Raw genomic sequence first — 21169 nt, 5'->3', positions numbered from 1 at the left:
TAACCTCTTAAAAAGATATAGTGGATAGCTGGAAATAGCTCCTAGAAATAAAATCCGAATGAACCTTTTACTGTAAACTTTTGAGCATCTGGAGCGTCTAAATAATTTCCTCTCCATCCAAAATCCAAACGAAATACTTTGAAGATATTCCCGATACCAGCAGAATACTCCCAATATCCATTTTCGGGCGCAGTATAGGCTAATCCTGAAGCATTGATGGCACGATTTGCATCACTAACTGATCCATAAACAGCTTTGGCACCTATGATTTCTCTCCAGTTTAATTTACGCATGAACGGAATTCTAGAAAACAATCTTCCTCCAAAGTTGTGTTCCCACTGTATCGTAGCATATTGATCGCTTACAAACTCATAGAAGTTCAAATTACTAAAGGTGTTTTCGATTGTAAAGTAGGTTTGATTTCCCGGAATCACACTCATTAAACCCAGCGGAATTGTTCCAAAAGTTTTACCCACCTCAACAATTACGTTAGAGCGACCTAGTGGTCCTATAATGATAGGTTGTTTGTAATACAATTGTACTTTATCGTATTGAAAATCGCTATCAAGCAATCCTTTAAAACCATGGCTATAATTGACATAAAAACGGCTGAAAGGGCTATCAACGTTAGATCGTTCTACACCGTAACCAATTGTTTTACGATTAGGCGTGAACTCTATTTGGAAATTAACTTCAGACTGTTTAACTCTGCTCTCTACAACGGTTCTAGCAGCATCAGTAAAGTAATCTAAACTAAAACTATCTGAAGCAGCTTCTAAAGTACGGTATGAAAACCCTGTTTGAAACGTTAAGTTCTTCACGGGTTCGATTTCGATACCTACATTCGTTAAATTAATATTTGTAAGCTTCCCGTTGCTTCCTGTAGAAAACAATGAAGACGAAGCAAAACTGCGCCCTAGCACATCATTTGTAGTTGTAAGGCTCGCCCCTATTTGTTCAATATCACGTCGATTTCCAGCAGATATAATAACACGTTTTTTCTTGTCTACCATCCATTTACCAGACAAACCGTACTTGAATTTATTGTCATCAAATCCATAAGCAGTATACCCCTGAAGACGCCAAGCATCGTTAGGTCCAAAATACGTTCTACCACCCGCTCTTAACCTTATACCCTCTACTTCGTTGTAACCAAAGGTCGAAAATATAGGTCCGTAATCAAAATGCCCTCTTTGAATATAACCACTCCCTAGAATGGAGACTAGGTTATATAGGTTTTTAAACTTCTTGACCGTCTGTAAGGTGTCTAGCATTTTATAAACCCCTTTTTCATCTTTATTAAGATTTTCAAAGCGGTTTTCTTCCCAGTACGCATCTGATCTATTGTAGACTTCATTGTCAATGTAGTTGACCTCATCTTTATAAAAAGCATTAGGTTTTTCTATATTGAATTTATGAGAATCATATAATGTGGTACGTTTACCGTAAACCCCTTTTGACTCATCTTTTTTATTTAAGGCAAAATCAGACATCATGTAATCACGCGTAAGTAAGAAAACAGAATCGTTTTGAACGTCAAACTCCTGCTCAATATAGATATCTTTTACCCAGTTAATATTAGCACTTTTAGTAACCGCCATATTAATTTTCTTAATCGCAAATGTGGTATCGTTAACCCAAAAATCTCCTTTGAATGTTAGTTCGTTTTTCCTTCTTGGATAGAACAAAATATTGTAGCACCACTTATTACCTATGTATGCACTGTCTCTCAATACATAGTTATACACATCGATTCCAGTTTTTGAAAGCGGACTTGTAAAACTTTTATCAAAGAAAGTTAGGTGATTATTATAGATATCATAATCTGAATATAAATCTTTTACAAAAGACAAAATTTGTTGATTATCGCTAAAACCCGAGTTTTTATTGGCTTTTATTTTTTCTTTGACCTTATTTAGTTTGTTGCTACCATACACTTCTGATAGCGTTTCATTTATAAATATAGGCAAGTAAGTTTTTCCGGTTACATTTGAAGTATCTACATGGTCAAATATGAACTCCATGCCCTTGAAGATTTTACTCTTTTTAAAGGCGCTATCTATGGTATTCATGTCAAATTCGACTTTTTCATACTTCTCCATTTGGTACTGATCAAATTGATACAAGCCGTTTTTGCGCTTGCGTTCCCAAATTTTACGAAGAATATCCAGCGCTGGATTATTTTTCTTCGAAGTCTTTCCAGTGAATACTACCACTTCATTCAAGGTTTGCACCTCGCCTAATTGTACTCTCAAATTGTAATTTACAGCTTGAAGCAAATCAATTTCTCGATCGTTAAAACCTACAGATGACGCCATCAAAACCGTATATGTTTTAGGCGACTCTAGATAAAACTTACCATCTTCATTAGATACAATTCCTTCGCTAGACCCTTTAAAAGCAACATTTGCATAGGGAATAGGCAGGTTGTCTTTATCAACGATAATTCCACTAACCTTTGTTTGAGCAAGCAAGGTTGTAGCTGTCGATAAAACGAACAACAGAAATAAATAAATATACTTTTTCATATGTAATCTTTAAAAAAAAAACTTCACCATACTAATGCATGATGAAGCTTTTATAATGTTATGCAGTGTACTATTTGTACATTACTTTTTTAACGGCTTTAACAACATCATCAGCGTTAGGCAACCATTCTTTTAGCAATACTGGAGAATATGGTGCTGGAGTATCTGCAGTTGTGATTCTTTGTATAGGCGCATCAAGAAAGTCAAAAGCACGTTCTTGAACAATATATGTAATCTCAGAAGCCACACTTGCAAAAGGCCAAGCCTCTTCAAGAACAACTAAACGATTTGTTTTTTTAACTGAAGCGATAATTGTATCATAATCCATAGGACGAACTGTTCTTAAGTCGACAATCTCACAAGAGATTCCTTCTTTAGCTAATTCTTCTGCAGCGATATGAGCTTCTTTGATAATTTTACCAAAAGAAACAATAGTTACATCTGTACCTTCACGTTTAATATCAGCAACACCTAGAGGAATAGTATATTCTCCTTCAGGAACTTCACCTTTATCACCATACATTTGTTCTGATTCCATGAAAATAACTGGGTCATTATCACGAATAGCTGCTTTTAATAATCCCTTTGCGTCATAAACAGTAGAAGGAACTACAACTTTAAGACCCGGAGTATTTGCAAACCAGTTTTCTAATGCTTGAGAGTGTGTTGCTCCTAATTGACCTGCAGATGCAGTAGGCCCACGAAAAACGATAGGAACATTGAATTGTCCTCCAGTCATTTGACGCATTTTAGCAGCGTTATTTATAATTTGATCAATACCTACTAAACAAAAGTTGAATGTCATGTACTCAACAATAGGACGACAACCATTCATTGCTGAACCTACAGCAATACCAGTAAAACCTAACTCAGCAATAGGAGTATCGATAACTCTTTTTGCACCAAATTCATCAAGCATACCTTTAGATGCCTTATAAGCACCATTATATTCAGCAACTTCTTCACCCATTAAATAAATGGATTCATCATGACGCATTTCTTCACTCATCGCTTCGCAAATGGCCTCTCTAAATTGTATCGTTCTCATATTTATATTATATATGTGTATTTTTCGAAAAGCAAAAATAAATATTTTAAATCACTTTTTAGCATAAATTAAATTTAAAATCTCAGGATGTACCATCATTATGATGCATTTAACTTTTTAAAAACCGAACGCTATTTTTATAACATGACCGCATTTACAGATGTAGCACAAACAATGAGCTAATAAATACGTTACATGGACTAAACTTAAAGCTTTGAAAACACTAAAAATTGGCAGTCTATTTGACTAATAAAACCACTATTTAAACTACTTTCACAGGACGGACTAAAGCACTTAGATTTAAGTTTTAGTGTGATGTCATTACCCAAAAAAATGAAATTGTAAACAAAGGGAAACAGCTATTTTAAATAGTTTCAACAAGAAAACAATCAAACCAATAGCGCTCTCACAGTGATTAGCGAGTTACAACTGTAATTAAGAGGACCAAAACACCCTAAGTAAAACTAAAGCCCCCCTGAAAATAAGAAGCAATAAGCACGCTTTTAAATAAGTATGAAACACGCTCATTTTACTAAAAAGATATCCTATAAATACTTTATCTTTCGAATAATTAAAAACCTAGTACCATTTAAAGATTGCACCCTTTCTCCTTTCGAAATAAATTCATCGAGCATCTAAAAGGAAGGCTTCGAATCTTTCTTATTTTCGAAAAAGAAAAAAATATAAGGCAGGCAGAAAAAATGGTAATAGCGAACGGCTTTAAGAATCAAGTAGCGAATTAAAAATTTGCGAAAACGTAATAGTTTTGAAAAAATATTATGCACGCATAGTATTTTATTCAATTTATTATTTTAAATTTGTAAAAGAAATTACGAAAATAAAAAAATATAATCATGAAAATATTAGTTTGCATTAGTCACGTTCCTGATACTACTTCGAAAATTAATTTCGTCAACGGCGATTCAGAATTTGACACCAATGGAGTACAATATGTTATTAACCCAAATGATGAATTTGGATTAACAAGAGCTATTTGGTTTCAAGAAAAACAAGGTGCTACTGTTACCGTTGTTAATGTAGGAGGTCCAGAAACTGAACCAACGTTAAGAAAAGCATTAGCAATAGGCGCTAACGAAGCAATTCGTGTGAACGCCACTCCTACTGATGGTTTTTTTGTTGCAAAACAGTTAGCAGAAGTAATTAAAACTGGAGGTTATGACTTAGTAATCGCAGGAAAAGAATCTTTAGATTACAATGGAGGAATGGTTCCTGGAATGATTGCAGGAATTTTAGGATACAACTTCTTGAATTCATGTACAGATATTACAGTTGAAGGTAACGATGTGAAAGCAGTACGTGAAATTGATGGTGGTAAAGAAACTGTTGCAACTACATTGCCATTAATCATAGGTGGTCAAAAAGGACTAGTTGAAGAAAAAGACTTGCGCATCCCTAACATGAGAGGAATTATGACTGCAAGATCAAAAGCATTAGCAGTAGTTGAGCCAGTTGATGCAACAGTTACAACTAAGGCAGTAAAATTTGAAAAACCAGCAGCTAAATCAGCAGTGAAGTTAGTTGCTGCAGATAACTTAGATGAGTTAATCAATTTATTACACAACGAAGCGAAAGTAATCTAATTTAAAAACGTTCTTTCAAATAGAAATCGAACCTTTAAATAATTACATTTTTCAATCTTTAAATTAAAAATTATGTCAATATTAATATATGCAGAATCAGCAGAAGGTAAATTCAAAAAAGTAGCATTTGAATTAGCTTCTTATGCAAAAAAAATAGCTGAAACATTAGGAACAACTGTAACTGCTTTGACTGTAAATACAGCTGATGTTTCTGAATTAGCAAAATACGGAGTAGATAAGGTATTAAAAGTAACCAACGATAAGTTGAGTGGCTTTACAGCAAAAGCTTACGCTGATGTAATTAAACAAGCTGCCGAAAAAGAAGGAACAAAAGTAGTTTTACTTTCTTCTACTACAGACAGTATTTACTTATCATCACTTGTTGCAGTTGCATTAAATGCAGGATACGCATCAAATGTAGTTGGTCTTCCAGTAAGCACTTCGCCTTTTCAAGTAAAAAGAAATGCTTTCTCTAACAAAGCCTTTAACATCACTGAAATCACAACTGATGTAAAAGTTTTAGGATTAGCTAAAAACTCATACGGGATTTTTGAAAATGCTTCTTCTTTGACTGAAGAGGATTTCAACCCTACTATTGGTGATAACGATTTTGGAGTAAAAGTAGAATCAGTTGAAAAAGTAACTGGAAAAGTTTCTATCGCTGATGCTGATATCGTAGTATCTGCAGGACGTGGATTAAAAGGGCCAGAAAACTGGGGAATGGTAGAAGAATTAGCTTCGGTACTTGGTGCTGCAACAGCTTGTTCTAAACCAGTATCTGATTTAGGATGGAGACCTCACGGAGAACACGTAGGACAAACAGGTAAACCAGTAGCAACCAACTTGTATATTGCAATAGGTATCTCAGGAGCAATCCAACACATTGCAGGGATTAACTCTTCAAAAGTGAAACTTGTTATCAATACTGACCCAGAAGCTCCTTTCTTTAAAGTTGCAGATTATGGAATCGTAGGAGACGCCTTTGAAGTTGTGCCTCAACTAATTGAGAAGTTAAAAGCTTTCAAAGCTCAAAACGCATAATAATAATTATTTATTAAAATTTAGCTGCCAAAAAAGATAATTGTATCTTTGTTTTTGGCAGCTTTTTTTACGTTCATTTTTTTGTAAAAAAAGCACCAAATCTAATTCTACATTAAAACTTTAAATTAAGTACCTAGTACTTTTCATTACAGCAATTATGAGCTTAGTTAAATTGTCAATTAAAGGAATTTCATACAGTCAGACTCAAAACGGAGCCTACGCTTTAATTTTAAACGAAGTAGACGGTGAAAGAAAACTTCCCATTGTTATTGGTGCATTTGAAGCACAGTCTATTGCTATTGCTTTAGAGAAAGAAATCAAACCACCACGCCCTTTGACACATGATTTGTTTAAGAACTTTGCTGAACGTTTTGACATCGTAGTAAAGCAAGTTATTATTCACAAACTTGTTGATGGTGTTTTCTATTCAAGTATTATTTGTGAAAGAGACAAAATTGAAGAAATCATAGATGCACGCACATCAGATGCTATTGCACTTGCTTTAAGATTTAACGCACCTATATTTACTTACAAAAACATCCTAGATAAGGCCGGTATTTTCTTAAAAACAAATCCGCTTGATGGTGACAACGAAAACAATGAAATAGATGATATTTTGTCTACTCCAGAAACTTTCGGTTTAGAGCAAACTGACGACCAACCAGGAAGACCTTACATGAAAAACAGTCTTGACGAATTGAACGAACTACTTACACAAGCAGTCGAAAACGAAGATTATGAAAAGGCTGCAAAAGTAAGAGATGAGATTTCCAAAAGAGAATCATAGTGAACTGTCTACGATAGTAATTAGTTCGCTAATAAAGAATATATTTTTAGCTTAAGTTTTCCAATACCTCAATTATAATGAAACAATATTTAGATTTAGTACAGCACGTAATGGATAACGGTTGTCAAAAAGGAGATCGTACAGGAACTGGAACAATAAGTGTTTTTGGTTATCAAATGCGATTTGATCTTGCAGAAGGCTTCCCTATGGTGACGACTAAAAAATTGCATTTAAAATCTATTGTTCATGAATTACTATGGTTTTTAAAGGGAGATACTAATATTAAATACCTTCAAGAAAGCGGTGTTAAAATATGGGACGCTTGGGCAGATTCTAATGGAGACCTAGGCCCTGTTTACGGCCATCAATGGCGCAACTGGAACAGCGAGGAGATTGACCAAATCACTGATTTAATCAACGAACTAAAAACCAACCCAAATAGCCGTAGAATGTTAGTATCAGCATGGAATCCATCTGTGTTACCCGACACTACAAAGTCATTCGAAGAAAATGTAGCCAATAACAAAGCCGCACTCCCACCCTGTCATGCGTTTTTTCAATTCTATGTTGCAAACGGAAAATTGTCTTGCCAATTGTATCAAAGAAGTGCTGACATATTTCTAGGCGTGCCTTTTAATATTGCTTCTTACGCATTACTTACTATGATGATTGCACAAGTTTGCGATCTACAATATGGCGAATTCATTCACACCTTTGGAGATGCTCACATTTACAACAACCATTTTGAGCAATTAGAATTGCAATTATCTAGAGAACCTAGAGCATTGCCTAAAATGATCTTAAACCCCGATGTTAAGAATATATTTGATTTTACCTATACTGATTTTACGCTAGAAGGATACAATCCGCACGATGCAATTAAAGGAAGTGTGTCAGTTTAAACGACCAACACACTATTTTCTGATCCAGCAAAGTCATTCCAAATAAAATTATCAGCTTCTTCTTCATTTAGATAAGTATCATCTACTAAATACTTGAATTGATAAGTAGCGTCCTTATTTAAATCAAAAACACCTTTAAAATTTCCGTTTTTTAATTTAGTAAGCGCTCCTGCACTAGCATCCCAATTATTAAAATCACCCACAACAGAGGCTTTTTTAGCATCACCACTAGCTACTACAAAAGTCACTTTACACACTGGTTTTGTTTTTACAAACTGTTTCTTGATTGACATAGTTATTTCATTTTAAATATCTTAAGCTAAAGTAAACACAAAAATCATAGCTACTACAAAAAGCTGTAAGATTTACCTTTTGTTAATATTAGATGTTAAAAAAAAATACATTTATCAATTTAACACTGCTATAAATTCCAAACTATTAAATTAGCCAAAATTTGGATCGAATATTACTCCTCAACACGATAAAATTTACAAATTATATTTTATCTTTAACTTAAAAAAAGAACACATGGAAAAAGAACAACATGAACTCTACGAGTATGCTCGCAGAAGGATCAAACAAAAAAAAGGACTATACTATCATTTTGTAGTTCTATTTTTAGTTAGTTTATTTCTATTCGCTGCAATTAAACTATTCACATTTATAGAAAATCCTGCTTTGTTTATATGGATATTAACAGGATGGATATTCCTGTTTTTATTGCACTTTGTAAAAGTATTTATCACTGATCGCTTTATGAATAAAAACTGGGAACGCGATCAAATAGACCGCTTGGTGTTGTTACAGCAAAATAAAATTACCGAGCTTAAGGACCATGTTGAAAATACTAGTAATAAATAATACCATCTTATGACGACAATGATTGCGGCAGCAGCTGAAAACAATGCACTAGGAAAAGACAATAAAATAATTTGGCACTTACCAGATGATTACAAACGATTCAAAGCAATAACATCTGGCCATTATATTATAATGGGTAGAAAGACTTTTGAGAGTTTACAAAAACCATTGCCTAATCGAACTCATATCGTAATCAGTAGACAAGAGGATTACAATCCAGAAGGTTGTACTGTGGTAAAAACAATCGAAGAAGCGCTTGCTGCGTGCCCTGCTAACGAAGATCGATTTATAATAGGTGGAGGAGAAATTTACAACTTAGCTTTACCGGAAGCAAATAAGATTGAACTCACTCGAGTTCATCACAGTTTTGAAGCAGATACCTTTTTTCCAGAAATCGACTTGGAAGATTGGGAACTGGTTCAATCAGAACTACATCCTACAGATGAACGTCACCAATATGAATTCACCTACGAAACCTATATTAGGAAATAGGAATAATAAAAAAGACCCTGAGAAAGCACTTGCTTCTCAGGGTCTTTTTTTTGGCATTTCATTTGTTTTAATTAGACAGCGATAACAATCCTACAAGTTTTGCCGCTAAGAAAGAAGGTAGTAAAACATTTATGTATTCATTACCGGTACAAATTAAACAATGAAGGGAAGAATGACTTATTCTTGAAATAATATTTGATAGCACAACAAAATTATTACAAATGCTAAAAACACTCCGCTAACGAAGAGTATAACATTAGATGTTTTCTGAGAGTACATCTCAAAAAAGCCCTTAATACCAAATACCACGAAGGTACTAAAGACAAAGAAAATTAAAATTTCCAAAAACAAATTTAATCCTAAGAACGTATTTTGCGTTTTAGTCATGCTACTGTGATCAAGCACAGTTCCGTCAAAACAGCACACAAGAACAAGTGATAAAGTTAACGCAAGTAACAACCACTTGATTTGAGCCATTAATCCCTTTTTAATCATTGAAAAAATACCTTATATTTTTATGGTGTAAAACTCGCTAATAAATCCGTAGTCCACAATACCCACTTTTAGTGATATTTGCCTCTTTTTGAAAATTTAACATTTATGGTATAAAGCACTTTTTTTTGAAAATTTACACTCCTGAGAATATAGATTTTAAAAAACTGCACTCCCATAAAAACAGATTATAGTATATTTGTGAAAATTAAAAAAAATGTCAAAAAATATCACTCCATATAAAGATTCCACACTAGGTAAAAAAGAACAAGTAGCACAGATGTTTGATACTATTTCTGGAAATTATGACAATTTAAACCGTGTCATTTCTTTTGGAATAGACATCAAATGGCGTAAAAAAGTATTAGAAATTGTTTCAAAAGCAAATCCCAATACAATATTAGATATAGCAACTGGAACTGGAGACCTTGCCATATTAATGGCCCAGACAAAAGCTTCCCAAATTATAGGCTTAGACATCTCTGCAGGAATGCTAGAAGTAGGCGAAAAGAAAATTGCGGCAAAAAATCTTTCTAAAACTATTGAAATGGTTCTAGGAGATTCAGAAAAAATGCCTTTTGACGACAACTACTTTGACGCGATTACTGTGGCTTTTGGTGTTCGAAATTTTGAAACATTAGAAAAAGGATTAGCAGAAATATTACGTGTGTTAAAACCAAACGGAGTTTTTGTAATTTTGGAAACTTCTGTACCAGATAAAACACCCTATAAACAAGGATATAATTTCTATAGCAGAAACGTACTTCCACTTATAGGTAAACTATTTTCTAAGGATGATGTAGCTTATGGCTATTTGTCAGAATCGGCTGCAGCTTTCCCTTATGGTGAAGCTTTAAACAATATTTTAAGAAAAGTTGGGTTTATAGATGTAGCAGCATTACCTCAAACCTTTGGCGTAGCAACAATATACACAGCATCAAAAAAATAGTAGCCCATTTCATTTCGATATTTATGAAAAAGATATTCTTACTTTTACTTTTAACTCTATTTATAAAAGGGAACGCACAATACAATAAAAGTATTTTTGGTAAAGACCCAATTATCAATTTAGAAAATTTCCAAAGTCAACCCATCCATTTTGGGTTTTATCTAGGGACTAATTTATTTGATTATAAAATCGACTACAAAGAACCACAAAAAGAAATTCAGACATTAAAATCGACTGGGTTTAATGTTGGAATTATTGGAGATCTAAGATTGCAAGAATACATACACCTGCGTTTTGAACCTGGACTGTATTATTCAAAGAGAGAATTAGTAAATCCTGAATTAACAGGAACAACTTTTGGGGCATCAAGAGAATTAATAGGCACGTTTATCCACTTACCTCTTTTAGTGAAGTTCTCAGCTTTACGTGCAGGTAATGTACGTCCTTATTTAGAAGGTGGTTTCTCAGGTATGCTGAATTTATCTAGCAATCAAAATGCTAGTGACTTATCGGCTACTGAAGAAAGATTGCGATTAAAACAATGGACTATCAACTATGAACTAGGTGTAGGTATTGATATTTTTACAGAATATTTTATCTTCTCTCCTTCAATACGTGGTGTTTTTGGAATTGGTGATGAATTAGTTCATTATGACGGACCAGGCGGACCAGGACAGTTCACAGACAATATAGATTCAATTAAAAATAGAGCAATACTACTTAATTTTACCTTCCATTAATTATTAGTAGTTTCGTTTAAATTCACTTAAAACAATTGCAGTAGCAGTAGCGACATTTAAACTCTCCGTCATTTTCAAGTCACCAAAACGCGGAATGGAAATTCTGTTTTTGATAATTCTTTCAATTTCTTCAGAGATTCCATTAGCCTCATTCCCCATGATAATAATGCCCTCTTCAGGTAATGACGCTTTGTAGATGTTATCACCATCCATAAATGTTCCAAATAAAGGCACTTTGGCAGCAGCCAAAAACTCTTCTAGATCAAGATACTTCACATTGACACGACTTATAGACCCCATTGTAGCTTGCACTACCTTAGAATTATATAAGTCTACAGAATCATTTGAGCAAATTAATTGTGTAATTCCATACCAATCACAAAGCCTTAAAATAGTCCCTAAATTACCAGGATCTCTTACACCATCCAGTGCAACCATAAGGCCTGACGTAATTATTTCGCGGTCCACAGGGATTTTAAAAAGTGCTAAACAAGTATTAGGAGTTGCTAGCGCACTTATTTTTTTTAAATCAGTATCATGAATCAGGCTCAGCTTGTCTGCAGGAACATGATCAAAGTTATTTTGAGTGGTGTATAAATGATCCAACTCAATATTAGAATCTAGTAGTTCTTGAATTACCTTTACCCCTTCGGCAAAAAATAATTTGTGGGCTAAACGATACTTTTTTTGCTGTAAACTAGTTATAAGTTTTATTTGGTTTTTACTAACCATAAAAATATGTACTTTTGAATTAAATATTTTAAAACACTTGAAGAAAATTGCAACAAAAATATCACTAATTATTCTAATAGGAATAATAATATCTGCTTGTAACACTGAAAAAAGAGTTCCAGACGGAAAAATGCGTTTGACAAAAAACAGAATCATGGTTAATGGTAAACGTACTAGTGAGGAAAACGCTTATAATCAGCTCTATCAAAAACCAAACAGTACTTTTATTTTAGGATATCCTTTGCGATTGCATTTATACAATTTAGCAAATTTAAATCCTGATTCCACTTACGCAGCAAAATTCAAGAACAATCCCGGATTATATGAGCGGCAATCAAAATTTCTCTCGGCTAAACAAGTGGATCGTTTAGGAAAATCTTTCCTATATCATGGTATACACGACTTCTTAAAAAAAGTAGGAGAACCGCCAGCTATTATTGATAGTACTAAAACAGCTAAATCCGTAACACGACTAAAGTATTATTATTTTAACAAAGGTTTTTTTGATGTCGAGACAAGTTATAAAACAGATACTATCAGCGGTAAAAAAGCCAAGATAGATTACATCATAGCTACAAAAAAACCTTATTTTCTAGACTCTATAACAACTACAATAAGCACTCCTGCTCTAGACTCGTTATATCAATTGCGAAAAGTAAACTCTCTTTTAAAGCGTGGTCAGCAATATCAAACCGTTAATTTTGATGAGGAAAAAAGCAGAGTTGCCGAACAATTTAGAAATAATGGTGCTTATTATTTTCAGCCCACCTATGTAAACTTCAACATTGATACGATCAACAAAGTAAACAAGGCAGATGTAAACATGATTGTCAGCGATTACACTTATCAAGACAAGGACTCGACACGTACAGAACCATTTAAATTATACAAGATTAGCGATGTAAACATTTACACTGACTATTCTACTACTCGTACTGACAATACCATTAACGACAGCATCAGCTATAAAAATTTTAATTTATACAGCCACGATAAATTAAAGTACAAACCGCATGCGATCACTGATGCAATATTTATCAACAAGGGAATGCCTTTTGCTGATTTTAAAACGGTGCTTACCACGCGCTATTTAAATAACTTGAAAATTTTCAACTATCCAAGTATCCAGTATGAGGTAGATAAAAGAGATAGTACGGCTAGTTCGCTTATCGCGAAAGTATTTTTGACTCCCCGAAAAAAATATAGTTTTGGAGCCTTCTTTGACGTTACACACTCTAACATTCAAGACATAGGTATCTCATTTAGTCCTTCACTGACCATACGAAATGTCTTTAATGGTGCCGAAACACTATCGTTATCAGGGAGAGCAAATATTGGTTCTTCTAAGGATTTAGCAAATCCTAACAACCAATTTTTCAACGTATCTGAATATGGAGCCGACTTAAAGTTAACTATCCCTAGGATATTTTTACCATTTTCTACAGAGCGAATTATTCCTAAAAGCATGATTCCATCGACGTTAATGGCGATAGGTTTTGCTCGTCAAACAAACATAGGACTTGATAAAGAGAATTTTACTGGCTCGGTGACTTACAACTGGAACCCAAAGAGGAACAATACAGCACGTTTTGACTTATTTAATGTTCAATTTGTTAGAAATTTAAATCCTGACAATTATTTCAATGTGTATGGATCATCCTATGACGCACTAAATGACATCGCAAAAATCTATAATACTGAAGGTTCTAATGTAGATGCTAACGGTGATTTACTAATTAACAAGGGTACAACAGCTTTTGCAAACTCAGCAATCAACAACCCTGCTTCACTAGGTATTAGCGACAACGACTTCCAATCGGTAAAAAGCATTGAAGAAAGAAGAGTGCGATTAACAGAGAACGACTTTATACTAGCAACCAGCTTCACTTTTACAAAAACGACTAAAAAAGACCTGCAAGACAAAACTTTTTATCTATTTAAAACTAAAATCGAATCGGCTGGATCCTTGCTATCTTTATTGTCGAGTACTACAAATAGAGCAGTGAATGCTGATGGAAATAGGGAAATTTTTAATCTTGAATATTCAGAATATATTAAAACTGAATTTGACTATATCAAACATTGGGATTTATCAAATGAGAACATCCTTGCGGTGAGAAGCTTCTTTGGTATTGCAATCCCTTTTGGAAACTCAGATAATATTCCTTTTTCTCGAAGTTACTTCTCTGGTGGTTCAAATGATAATAGAGCGTGGCAACCCTATAGTTTAGGACCCGGTCGTAGTGGTGCCGTTAATGATTTTAACGAAGCTAACATGAAGATTGCTTTAAGTGCAGAATACCGTTTTAAAATAGCTGGTAATATTAAAGGAGCACTATTTAGCGACGTAGGAAACATCTGGAACGTACTAGACAATGTAACCGATGAAAAATCAACATTCAACGGTTTTAAAAGTTTCAAGGATTTAGCCGTAGGTTCAGGATTTGGATTGCGATACGATTTAACTTTCTTAGTCGTGCGTTTTGACTTAGGATTTAAAACCTACGATCCAGCAAACGAAACAGACAAGAAATGGTTTAGAGATTACAACTTTGCAAACAGCGTTTTAAATTTTGGAATAAATTACCCGTTCTAATGCTAATTAATTCTTATTTTTGTAGTCTTGAACTAAAAAATAAAAAAACCACTAAAAAAAATTTACAATGGCACACAACATCAAACCAGGCGTAGCTACAGGTGATCAAGTACAGGAAATTTTCAATTATGCAAAAGAAAAAGGATTTGCTTTACCTGCTGTTAACGTAACTGGATCTAGTACAATAAATGGCGTTTTAGAAACAGCTGCAAAATTAAATGCACCTGTAATCATTCAATTCTCTAATGGAGGAGCACAATTTAATGCAGGAAAAGGACTGTCTAACGCAAACGAGAAAGCAGCTATCGCTGGTGGAATCGCTGGAGCAAAACACATTCACGCATTAGCAGAAGCTTATGGAGCAACTGTTATTTTACATACTGACCACTGTGCAAAAAAATTATTGCCTTGGATCGATGGTTTATTAGATGCATCAGAAGAACACTTTGCTGCAACTGGAAAACCTTTATTTAGCTCTCACATGATTGACCTTTCTGAGGAACCAATCGAAGAGAATATCGAAATTTGCAAAGGCTATTTAGCTCGAATGAGCAAAATGGGAATGACATTAGAAATCGAACTTGGAATCACCGGTGGTGAGGAAGATGGTGTTGATAACTCTGATGTTGATAGCTCTAAATTATACACACAACCTGAAGAAGTTGCATTTGCTTACGAAGAACTTATGAAAGTAAGTCCTAAATTTACTATTGCAGCAGCTTTTGGAAACGTACACGGTGTATACAAACCAGGTAACGTGAAATTGACTCCAAAAATTTTAAAGAACTCTCAAGATTTCGTTCAAAAGAAATTCAACACAGGAAACAACCCTGTTGATTTTGTTTTTCACGGTGGATCAGGTTCTACACTTGAAGAAATTAGAGAAGGAATTAGCTACGGAGTTATCAAAATGAACATTGATACCGACTTACAATTTGCTTACACAGAAGGTATTCGCGATTACATGGTTAAAAATATTGACTATTTAAAAACACAAATTGGTAATCCTGAAGGAGCTGATGTACCTAATAAAAAATATTACGACCCAAGAAAATGGGTACGTGAGAGCGAAGTAACTTTCAACACAAGATTGGAACAAGCTTTTGCTGACTTGAATAATGTGAATACACTATAATTAACAATTGACAGTTGACTTTTAATAAATGTCGACTGTCAATTATACTTTAAATTTATGGCTTGGTTTAAGAGAAAAGAAAAAGGAATTACGACTGCTACTGAGGACAAAATGGATGTTCCAAAGGGACTTTGGTACAAATCACCAACAGGTAAAGTAATTGATGCTGATGAATTAGAACGCAATTTATTTGTGAGTCCAGAGGATGGATTTCACGTGAGAATTGGTAGTGCAACCTATTTTGAAATTTTGTTTGACAACAACGAATTTGTTGAGTTAGACAAAAACTTAACTTCTAAAGATCCTTTGCATTTTGTTGATACAAAAAAATATGCAGACAGATTGAAGGATGTTATGGAAAAAACCAAACTTAAAGACGCAGTGCGTACTGGAGTAGGGAAATCAAAAGGAAAAGAAGTTGTCATTTGCTGTATGGATTTTGCTTTTATTGGTGGATCTATGGGAGCTGTAGTAGGTGAAAAAATATCAAGAGGTATTAACCACGCTATTAAAAACAAGCTTCCCTTTATTATGATTTCAAAATCTGGTGGAGCACGTATGATGGAAGCAGCTTACTCGTTAATGCAATTAGCAAAAACATCTGTAAAGCTAGCACAATTAGCGGAAGCAAAATTACCTTACATCTCTCTTTGTACAGATCCTACAACAGGTGGTACGACTGCATCTTATGCCATGTTAGGAGATATCAATATCTCTGAGCCAGGTGCCTTAATTGGATTTGCTGGACCTAGAGTGGTAAGAGATACTACCGGAAAAGATTTACCTGAGGGATTTCAAACTGCAGAATTTTTACTTGAGCACGGTTTCTTAGACTTTATTACTCCAAGAAAAGAATTAAAAGATAAAGTCAATTTATATATTGATTTAATTCAAAATAATGCTATTAGATAGTTTCTAACTACAATAGGTATAAAATGAGTTTGATAGCACTATCAAACTCATTTTTTTTTGTTGCAATTTGGCTTAAAGCCAAAATAAATAGCAGCGATAAATTACCCAATAAAAAAACCGCCCAAACAATCAATTGATCGCTTGGGCGGTTTATAATAAATAACATTATCTTACTATTTCAAAGAAGCCATATCAATTACAAAACGATATTTCACATCGCTTTTGTTCATTCTATCATAAGCTTCGTTGATATAATCCATATTGATTACTTCAACATCAGATGTGATATTGTGCTCTGCACAATAATCTAACATTTCTTGAGTCTCAGCAATTCCACCTATTAAACTTCCCATGATACTTCTACGTTTCATTACTAAAGTAGCCGCTGGAATAATCGCTGGAGAATTAGGAATTCCTACAATGATCATTGTTCCATTAGTGTTTAATAAGTTCAAGTAAGCGTTGTAATCATGCTCAGCTGATACAGTGTTTAAGATCACATCAAACTTACCTGCAAGAGATTCCATTACTTCAGGATTTGAAGTCAATGCAAAATGGTGCGCTCCTAGTTTTTTAGCATCTGCTTCTTTTGAAGGAGAATGGCTTAACATAGTAACTTCTGCACCAAAAGAGGCTGCAAATTTAACTGCCATGTGTCCTAATCCACCTAAACCTAAAACTCCCACTTTGTGCCCTTTCCCTACGTTTAAACGACGTAAAGGAGAATACGTTGTAATACCTGCACATAATAAAGGAGCAACTCCTGATAGCTCTAATTTATCTGAAACGTGTAAAGTATATTCTTCGTCAACAGTAATACTTGTAGAGTAACCACCGTAAGTAGGTGTATTAGTTCCTCTTTCATAGCTATTGTACGTACCTGTCATTCCCTCATCACATAACTGCTCATCACCAGCTTTACAGCTTGGACATGTTCTACATGAATCAACAAAACAACCTACACCTGCAAGTTCACCTACTGTAAATTTAGTTACAGCACTACCTACTGCAGTAATGCGCCCTACGATCTCGTGACCTGGAACTAGAGGATAAATAGCTGGTCCCCAATCTCCTTTTGCAGTGTGAATATCTGAGTGACAAACACCACTATAAAGAATCTCGATTTGGATTTCTTTCTCTTTTAATTCATCTCTTTCAAATGTGTACGGCTTTAACGGCGTTTCCGCATCGTAAGCAGCATATGCTTTAACTTCTGACATAATTTTTTATTTTAATTCGAGGGCAAAATTACAAAAACAGCGCCATGCAATTGTTAAGAATACCATAAATAGAAGCCTCAACAATTGTTAATAATTAATCTTTTCAAGTTAGCTTTAATACTACATTCCTGTACGTATAGCCTCAACTGGATCTAGCCTAGACGCACTAATCGCGGGTAAGATACCTGATATAAGACCAATGATTGCTGCCAATACCGTACCTAAAATTATATTCCCTGTACTAAGCACAAACTCAAAGTCTAAAACATTGGTAATAATTATCGAAATTATCCATACCATGATCAATCCTATGATTCCTCCAATTACTGACAAAATGATTGCCTCAAACAAAAACTGAAAGAGTATGAAATGATTTTTAGCGCCAAGCGATTTTTGAATACCTATCAAATTAGTACGTTCTTTTACTGAAACAAACATGATATTTGCGATTCCGAACCCTCCTACTAACAATGAAAAACCACTAATTATCCAACCTACAAAATTCATTTGACCAATGATTCCATCTATAAAATCAGTAAATCCAGATAATACATTAATAAAAAAGTTGTCAATCTCTCCCGCTTTTAGTCCGCGAGCAGCTCTAAGTTTCTGAATCACATCTGCTTTATAAGCTGCCATGTCTATACCTTTATTTGGTTTTAATAAAATAACCGGTGTCATCGAATCGTTATTATCACCGTAAAGTCTTCTTAAAAAATTCACAGGTAAATACACCGATGTATCGTTACTATCTCCAAACAAACCTTCTCCTTGCTTTTTTAAGACACCTATAACAGTAAAACGTTGACCATATAATCGTAGATTTTTACCTATAGGATCTATTTGTCCAAAAAGACCTTCTGCTATTTCACTACCAAGAACAATTACTGCCGTACCAGAATTAGATTCAGATTCATTATAAAAACGACCCGTATCAAATTCCAAACCACCAATATCGATAAATTCGTTAGAAACAGGCACAACGTTTACATCGCTAACCGTTTTAGATTCGTATTTAATACTTTCCTTTTTTACAAATAACTGATAACCTACTTGATCGGTATTATTAATTGAATTCTTTAATGTGATGTACTCGTCATAACTTACATTAGGAAATTGTTCGCGTTTCCATTGCGGAATATCCGAAGGACCAAAAGAAAAACGCATTAGATAAATGGTGTTTTTATCTAAACTACTTAAATCTTTAGTGATTTTTCGATCTAAGGAATCTACCGCAGCAAGCACTGCAATAATAGATAAGATACCAATAGTCACCCCTAATAATGAAAGCAAAGTACGCAGCTTATTATTTGTTAACGCATTGATTGCAAACGTAAAACTCTCTTTTAATAATCGAAGATAGACTATCATAATATATTAATTTCTGTTAAAGTAAAATTCTATAAATATTCCTCAAAAACCTAATCAAATGTGTATTGCTTCTACCGTTACTGCTATATTTTATAAATTAAATAAGATATGGTCTTTATTTCCAAATTATCTCTTTTTCAAATAGTTTAATTTTAACTTTAAAAAACTATTTTTGCACTTTATAACTATAACTACACATGGACACAACAAAAACAATTAAATCTGCATTAATTTCAGTTTTTTCGAAAGAAGGCCTTGAACCTATTGTAAGACTACTAAACGATCAAAATGTTACACTTTATTCAACAGGAGGAACAGAAGACTTCATAAAAAGCCTAGGAATTCCCGTTGTAGCAGTTGAAGATGTTACTTCATACCCCTCAATTCTAGGTGGTAGAGTAAAAACATTACACCCAAAAGTTTTTGGTGGAATTTTAAATCGCCAAGACAATGAAAGTGATGTACAACAAATGAAAGAGTTTGATATTCCTCAAATTGATTTAGTAATTGTTGATTTATACCCGTTTGAAAAAACAGTAGCATCTGGAGCAAGCGAATCAGATATTATCGAAAAAATAGATATTGGTGGTATTTCTTTAATTAGAGCAGCTGCTAAAAACTTTAAAGACACAGCAATCGTAGCATCAGTAGACGAATACAGCCTACTTCTAGATATGATTACAAACAATAATGGTGCAACAACATTAGCAGAAAGAAAATTACTTGCAACAAAAGCATTTCATGTATCTTCTCACTACGATACAGCAATCTTTAATTACTTTAATACTGATGAAACAGTTTATAAAGAAAGTATCGCTGACGGTCAAGTATTAAGATATGGCGAAAACCCACATCAAAAAGGATTTTTCTTTGGTGACTTTGAGGCAATGTTCAATAAAATACACGGAAAAGAATTATCATACAATAACTTACTAGACGTAGACGCCGCAGTTAATTTAATTAACGAATTTAAAAATGACGGACCTACATTTGCCATTTTAAAACACAATAACGCTTGCGGTTTAGCATCTAGAAGCACCATTAGTGAAGCCTATGTTGCCGCTTTAGCTTGCGATCCTACATCTGCCTTTGGTGGTGTATTAATATCGAATGTTAAAATTGATGTTGCGACAGCAAACGAAATAAACAAATTGTTTTGTGAAGTAGTAATAGCGCCTGAATATGACGAAGAGGCAATCACGATCTTACAAGAGAAGAAAAACCGAATTATCTTAGTTCAAAACGAAGTGGCATTACCATCAAAACAAGTAAGAACTTGTCTAAACGGTTTGTTAATTCAAGAAAGAAACAATATTACAGACAATAAAGAAGATCTAAGAACCGTTACCCTAACAAGTCCGACAGAACAAGAAATAGAAGATTTGATTTTTGCATCAAAAGTTTGCAAGAACACTAAATCTAACACCATCGTTTTTGCAAAGAACGGTACTCTTATTTCATCTGGAACAGGTCAAACATCTCGAGTAGATGCTTTATTACAAGCAATTGAAAAAGCAAGAGTATTTGGATTTGACTTAACTGGCACATCAATGGCCAGCGACGCCTTCTTCCCTTTTCCTGACTGTGTAGAGATAGCAAAAAATGCTGGCATAACAGCTGTTATTCAACCAGGAGGATCAATTAAAGACGAATTAAGCATCAATTATTGCAATGAAAATAAACTTGCAATGGTATTTACAGGAACACGTCATTTTAAACATTAATTTGTTTAACTTTGTGCGCTCTTAATTTTTAACTTCTA

Annotated in this window: 18 protein-coding genes; 12 read left to right on the top strand and 6 right to left on the bottom strand. The window is 34.0% G+C overall.

What is annotated here, in order from left to right; genetic code table 11:
• Positions 1-41 precede the first annotated feature (41 nt).
• Positions 42-2528, bottom strand: coding sequence for a DUF5686 family protein (locus HNQ00_RS14725; protein WP_173839268.1), 2487 nt, complete (start codon positions 2526-2528; stop codon positions 42-44).
• A 70-nt stretch (positions 2529-2598) separates the two neighbouring features.
• Positions 2599-3576, bottom strand: a complete 978-nt coding sequence (locus tag HNQ00_RS14720; RefSeq protein WP_173839267.1) for a pyruvate dehydrogenase complex E1 component subunit beta — start codon at positions 3574-3576, stop codon at positions 2599-2601.
• A gap of 854 nt (positions 3577-4430) precedes the next feature.
• Between HNQ00_RS14720 and HNQ00_RS14715 the strand changes: the two genes are divergently transcribed.
• From HNQ00_RS14715 to HNQ00_RS14700, 4 genes are all read left to right on the top strand, one after another.
• The gene (locus HNQ00_RS14715) at positions 4431-5177 is read left to right on the top strand and encodes an electron transfer flavoprotein subunit beta/FixA family protein (protein ID WP_173839266.1); all 747 of its coding nucleotides are present in this window, start codon (positions 4431-4433) and stop codon (positions 5175-5177) included.
• Between the two features lie 72 nt (positions 5178-5249).
• A complete protein-coding gene (locus tag HNQ00_RS14710) occupies positions 5250-6218 on the top strand; it encodes an electron transfer flavoprotein subunit alpha/FixB family protein (RefSeq protein WP_173839265.1) in 969 nt (322 codons plus the stop codon).
• Between the two features lie 157 nt (positions 6219-6375).
• On the top strand, positions 6376-7005 hold the full coding sequence (locus HNQ00_RS14705; RefSeq protein ID WP_173839264.1) for a bifunctional nuclease family protein: 630 nt from the start codon (positions 6376-6378) through the stop codon (positions 7003-7005).
• Between the two features lie 77 nt (positions 7006-7082).
• Positions 7083-7907, top strand: coding sequence for a thymidylate synthase (locus tag HNQ00_RS14700; protein WP_173839263.1), 825 nt, complete (start codon positions 7083-7085; stop codon positions 7905-7907).
• Here HNQ00_RS14700 and HNQ00_RS14695 read toward each other — a convergent pair.
• Positions 7904-8200 (bottom strand): isoamylase early set domain-containing protein, encoded by a 297-nt coding sequence (locus HNQ00_RS14695; protein WP_173839262.1) that lies wholly within the window; start codon positions 8198-8200, stop codon positions 7904-7906. The two genes, HNQ00_RS14700 and HNQ00_RS14695, sit on opposite strands and share 4 nt — an antisense overlap.
• 235 nt (positions 8201-8435) lie before the next feature.
• Between HNQ00_RS14695 and HNQ00_RS14690 the strand changes: the two genes are divergently transcribed.
• The 4 genes from HNQ00_RS14690 (at position 8436) to porT (ending at position 11441) form a co-directional block, all read left to right on the top strand.
• Positions 8436-8768 (top strand): 2TM domain-containing protein, encoded by a 333-nt coding sequence (locus tag HNQ00_RS14690; RefSeq protein WP_173839261.1) that lies wholly within the window; start codon positions 8436-8438, stop codon positions 8766-8768.
• A gap of 9 nt (positions 8769-8777) precedes the next feature.
• A complete protein-coding gene (locus tag HNQ00_RS14685; protein ID WP_173839260.1) occupies positions 8778-9260 on the top strand; it encodes a dihydrofolate reductase in 483 nt (160 codons plus the stop codon).
• A 709-nt stretch (positions 9261-9969) separates the two neighbouring features.
• Positions 9970-10701, top strand: a complete 732-nt coding sequence (gene ubiE / locus HNQ00_RS14680) for a bifunctional demethylmenaquinone methyltransferase/2-methoxy-6-polyprenyl-1,4-benzoquinol methylase UbiE (RefSeq protein WP_173839259.1) — start codon at positions 9970-9972, stop codon at positions 10699-10701.
• Between the two features lie 23 nt (positions 10702-10724).
• Complete coding sequence (gene porT / locus HNQ00_RS14675; protein ID WP_173839258.1) at positions 10725-11441, top strand: type IX secretion/gliding motility protein PorT/SprT; 717 nt, start codon at positions 10725-10727, stop codon at positions 11439-11441.
• Positions 11442-11444: 3 nt separating this feature from the next.
• Here porT and HNQ00_RS14670 read toward each other — a convergent pair whose 3' ends face one another.
• A complete protein-coding gene (locus tag HNQ00_RS14670; RefSeq protein ID WP_173839257.1) occupies positions 11445-12173 on the bottom strand; it encodes an RNA methyltransferase in 729 nt (242 codons plus the stop codon).
• Between the two features lie 37 nt (positions 12174-12210).
• On the opposite strand from HNQ00_RS14670, the gene tamL reads away from it, so the two are divergent.
• From tamL to accD, 3 genes are all read left to right on the top strand, one after another.
• Positions 12211-14769 carry a translocation and assembly module lipoprotein TamL gene (gene tamL, locus HNQ00_RS14665; RefSeq protein WP_173839256.1) on the top strand — a complete coding sequence of 853 codons (2559 nt, stop codon included), beginning with the start codon at positions 12211-12213 and terminating at the stop codon, positions 14767-14769.
• A gap of 67 nt (positions 14770-14836) precedes the next feature.
• A complete protein-coding gene (gene fbaA, locus HNQ00_RS14660; RefSeq protein WP_173839255.1) occupies positions 14837-15904 on the top strand; it encodes a class II fructose-bisphosphate aldolase in 1068 nt (355 codons plus the stop codon).
• Positions 15905-15961: 57 nt separating this feature from the next.
• Positions 15962-16816, top strand: coding sequence for an acetyl-CoA carboxylase, carboxyltransferase subunit beta (accD, locus tag HNQ00_RS14655; RefSeq protein WP_173839254.1), 855 nt, complete (start codon positions 15962-15964; stop codon positions 16814-16816).
• Between the two features lie 173 nt (positions 16817-16989).
• Here accD and HNQ00_RS14650 read toward each other — a convergent pair whose 3' ends face one another.
• Positions 16990-18036, bottom strand: coding sequence for an NAD(P)-dependent alcohol dehydrogenase (locus HNQ00_RS14650; RefSeq protein ID WP_173839253.1), 1047 nt, complete (start codon positions 18034-18036; stop codon positions 16990-16992).
• Positions 18037-18156: 120 nt separating this feature from the next.
• A complete protein-coding gene (locus HNQ00_RS14645) occupies positions 18157-19407 on the bottom strand; it encodes an ABC transporter permease (RefSeq protein ID WP_173839252.1) in 1251 nt (416 codons plus the stop codon).
• 197 nt (positions 19408-19604) lie between these two features.
• Between HNQ00_RS14645 and purH the strand changes: the two genes are divergently transcribed.
• On the top strand, positions 19605-21131 hold the full coding sequence (purH, locus tag HNQ00_RS14640) for a bifunctional phosphoribosylaminoimidazolecarboxamide formyltransferase/IMP cyclohydrolase (protein ID WP_173839251.1): 1527 nt from the start codon (positions 19605-19607) through the stop codon (positions 21129-21131).
• Positions 21132-21169: the final 38 nt, after the last annotated feature.

Source organism: Flavobacterium aeripolare, from assembly GCF_013294025.1.
Classification (GTDB): domain Bacteria; phylum Bacteroidota; class Bacteroidia; order Flavobacteriales; family Flavobacteriaceae; genus Flavobacterium.
This window is presented reverse-complemented; position numbering and strand designations above follow the sequence as displayed.

Coding starts and splice junctions, on each gene's coding strand:
- HNQ00_RS14725 (WP_173839268.1), bottom strand. CDS start 2,528: ATGAAAAAGTATATTTATTTATTTCTGTTGTTCGTTTTATCGACAGCT.
- HNQ00_RS14720 (WP_173839267.1), bottom strand. CDS start 3,576: ATGAGAACGATACAATTTAGAGAGGCCATTTGCGAAGCGATGAGTGAA.
- HNQ00_RS14715 (WP_173839266.1), top strand. CDS start 4,431: ATGAAAATATTAGTTTGCATTAGTCACGTTCCTGATACTACTTCGAAA.
- HNQ00_RS14710 (WP_173839265.1), top strand. CDS start 5,250: ATGTCAATATTAATATATGCAGAATCAGCAGAAGGTAAATTCAAAAAA.
- HNQ00_RS14705 (WP_173839264.1), top strand. CDS start 6,376: ATGAGCTTAGTTAAATTGTCAATTAAAGGAATTTCATACAGTCAGACT.
- HNQ00_RS14700 (WP_173839263.1), top strand. CDS start 7,083: ATGAAACAATATTTAGATTTAGTACAGCACGTAATGGATAACGGTTGT.
- HNQ00_RS14695 (WP_173839262.1), bottom strand. CDS start 8,200: ATGTCAATCAAGAAACAGTTTGTAAAAACAAAACCAGTGTGTAAAGTG.
- HNQ00_RS14690 (WP_173839261.1), top strand. CDS start 8,436: ATGGAAAAAGAACAACATGAACTCTACGAGTATGCTCGCAGAAGGATC.
- HNQ00_RS14685 (WP_173839260.1), top strand. CDS start 8,778: ATGACGACAATGATTGCGGCAGCAGCTGAAAACAATGCACTAGGAAAA.
- ubiE (WP_173839259.1), top strand. CDS start 9,970: ATGTCAAAAAATATCACTCCATATAAAGATTCCACACTAGGTAAAAAA.
- porT (WP_173839258.1), top strand. CDS start 10,725: ATGAAAAAGATATTCTTACTTTTACTTTTAACTCTATTTATAAAAGGG.
- HNQ00_RS14670 (WP_173839257.1), bottom strand. CDS start 12,173: ATGGTTAGTAAAAACCAAATAAAACTTATAACTAGTTTACAGCAAAAA.
- fbaA (WP_173839255.1), top strand. CDS start 14,837: ATGGCACACAACATCAAACCAGGCGTAGCTACAGGTGATCAAGTACAG.
- accD (WP_173839254.1), top strand. CDS start 15,962: ATGGCTTGGTTTAAGAGAAAAGAAAAAGGAATTACGACTGCTACTGAG.
- HNQ00_RS14650 (WP_173839253.1), bottom strand. CDS start 18,036: ATGTCAGAAGTTAAAGCATATGCTGCTTACGATGCGGAAACGCCGTTA.
- HNQ00_RS14645 (WP_173839252.1), bottom strand. CDS start 19,407: ATGATAGTCTATCTTCGATTATTAAAAGAGAGTTTTACGTTTGCAATC.
- purH (WP_173839251.1), top strand. CDS start 19,605: ATGGACACAACAAAAACAATTAAATCTGCATTAATTTCAGTTTTTTCG.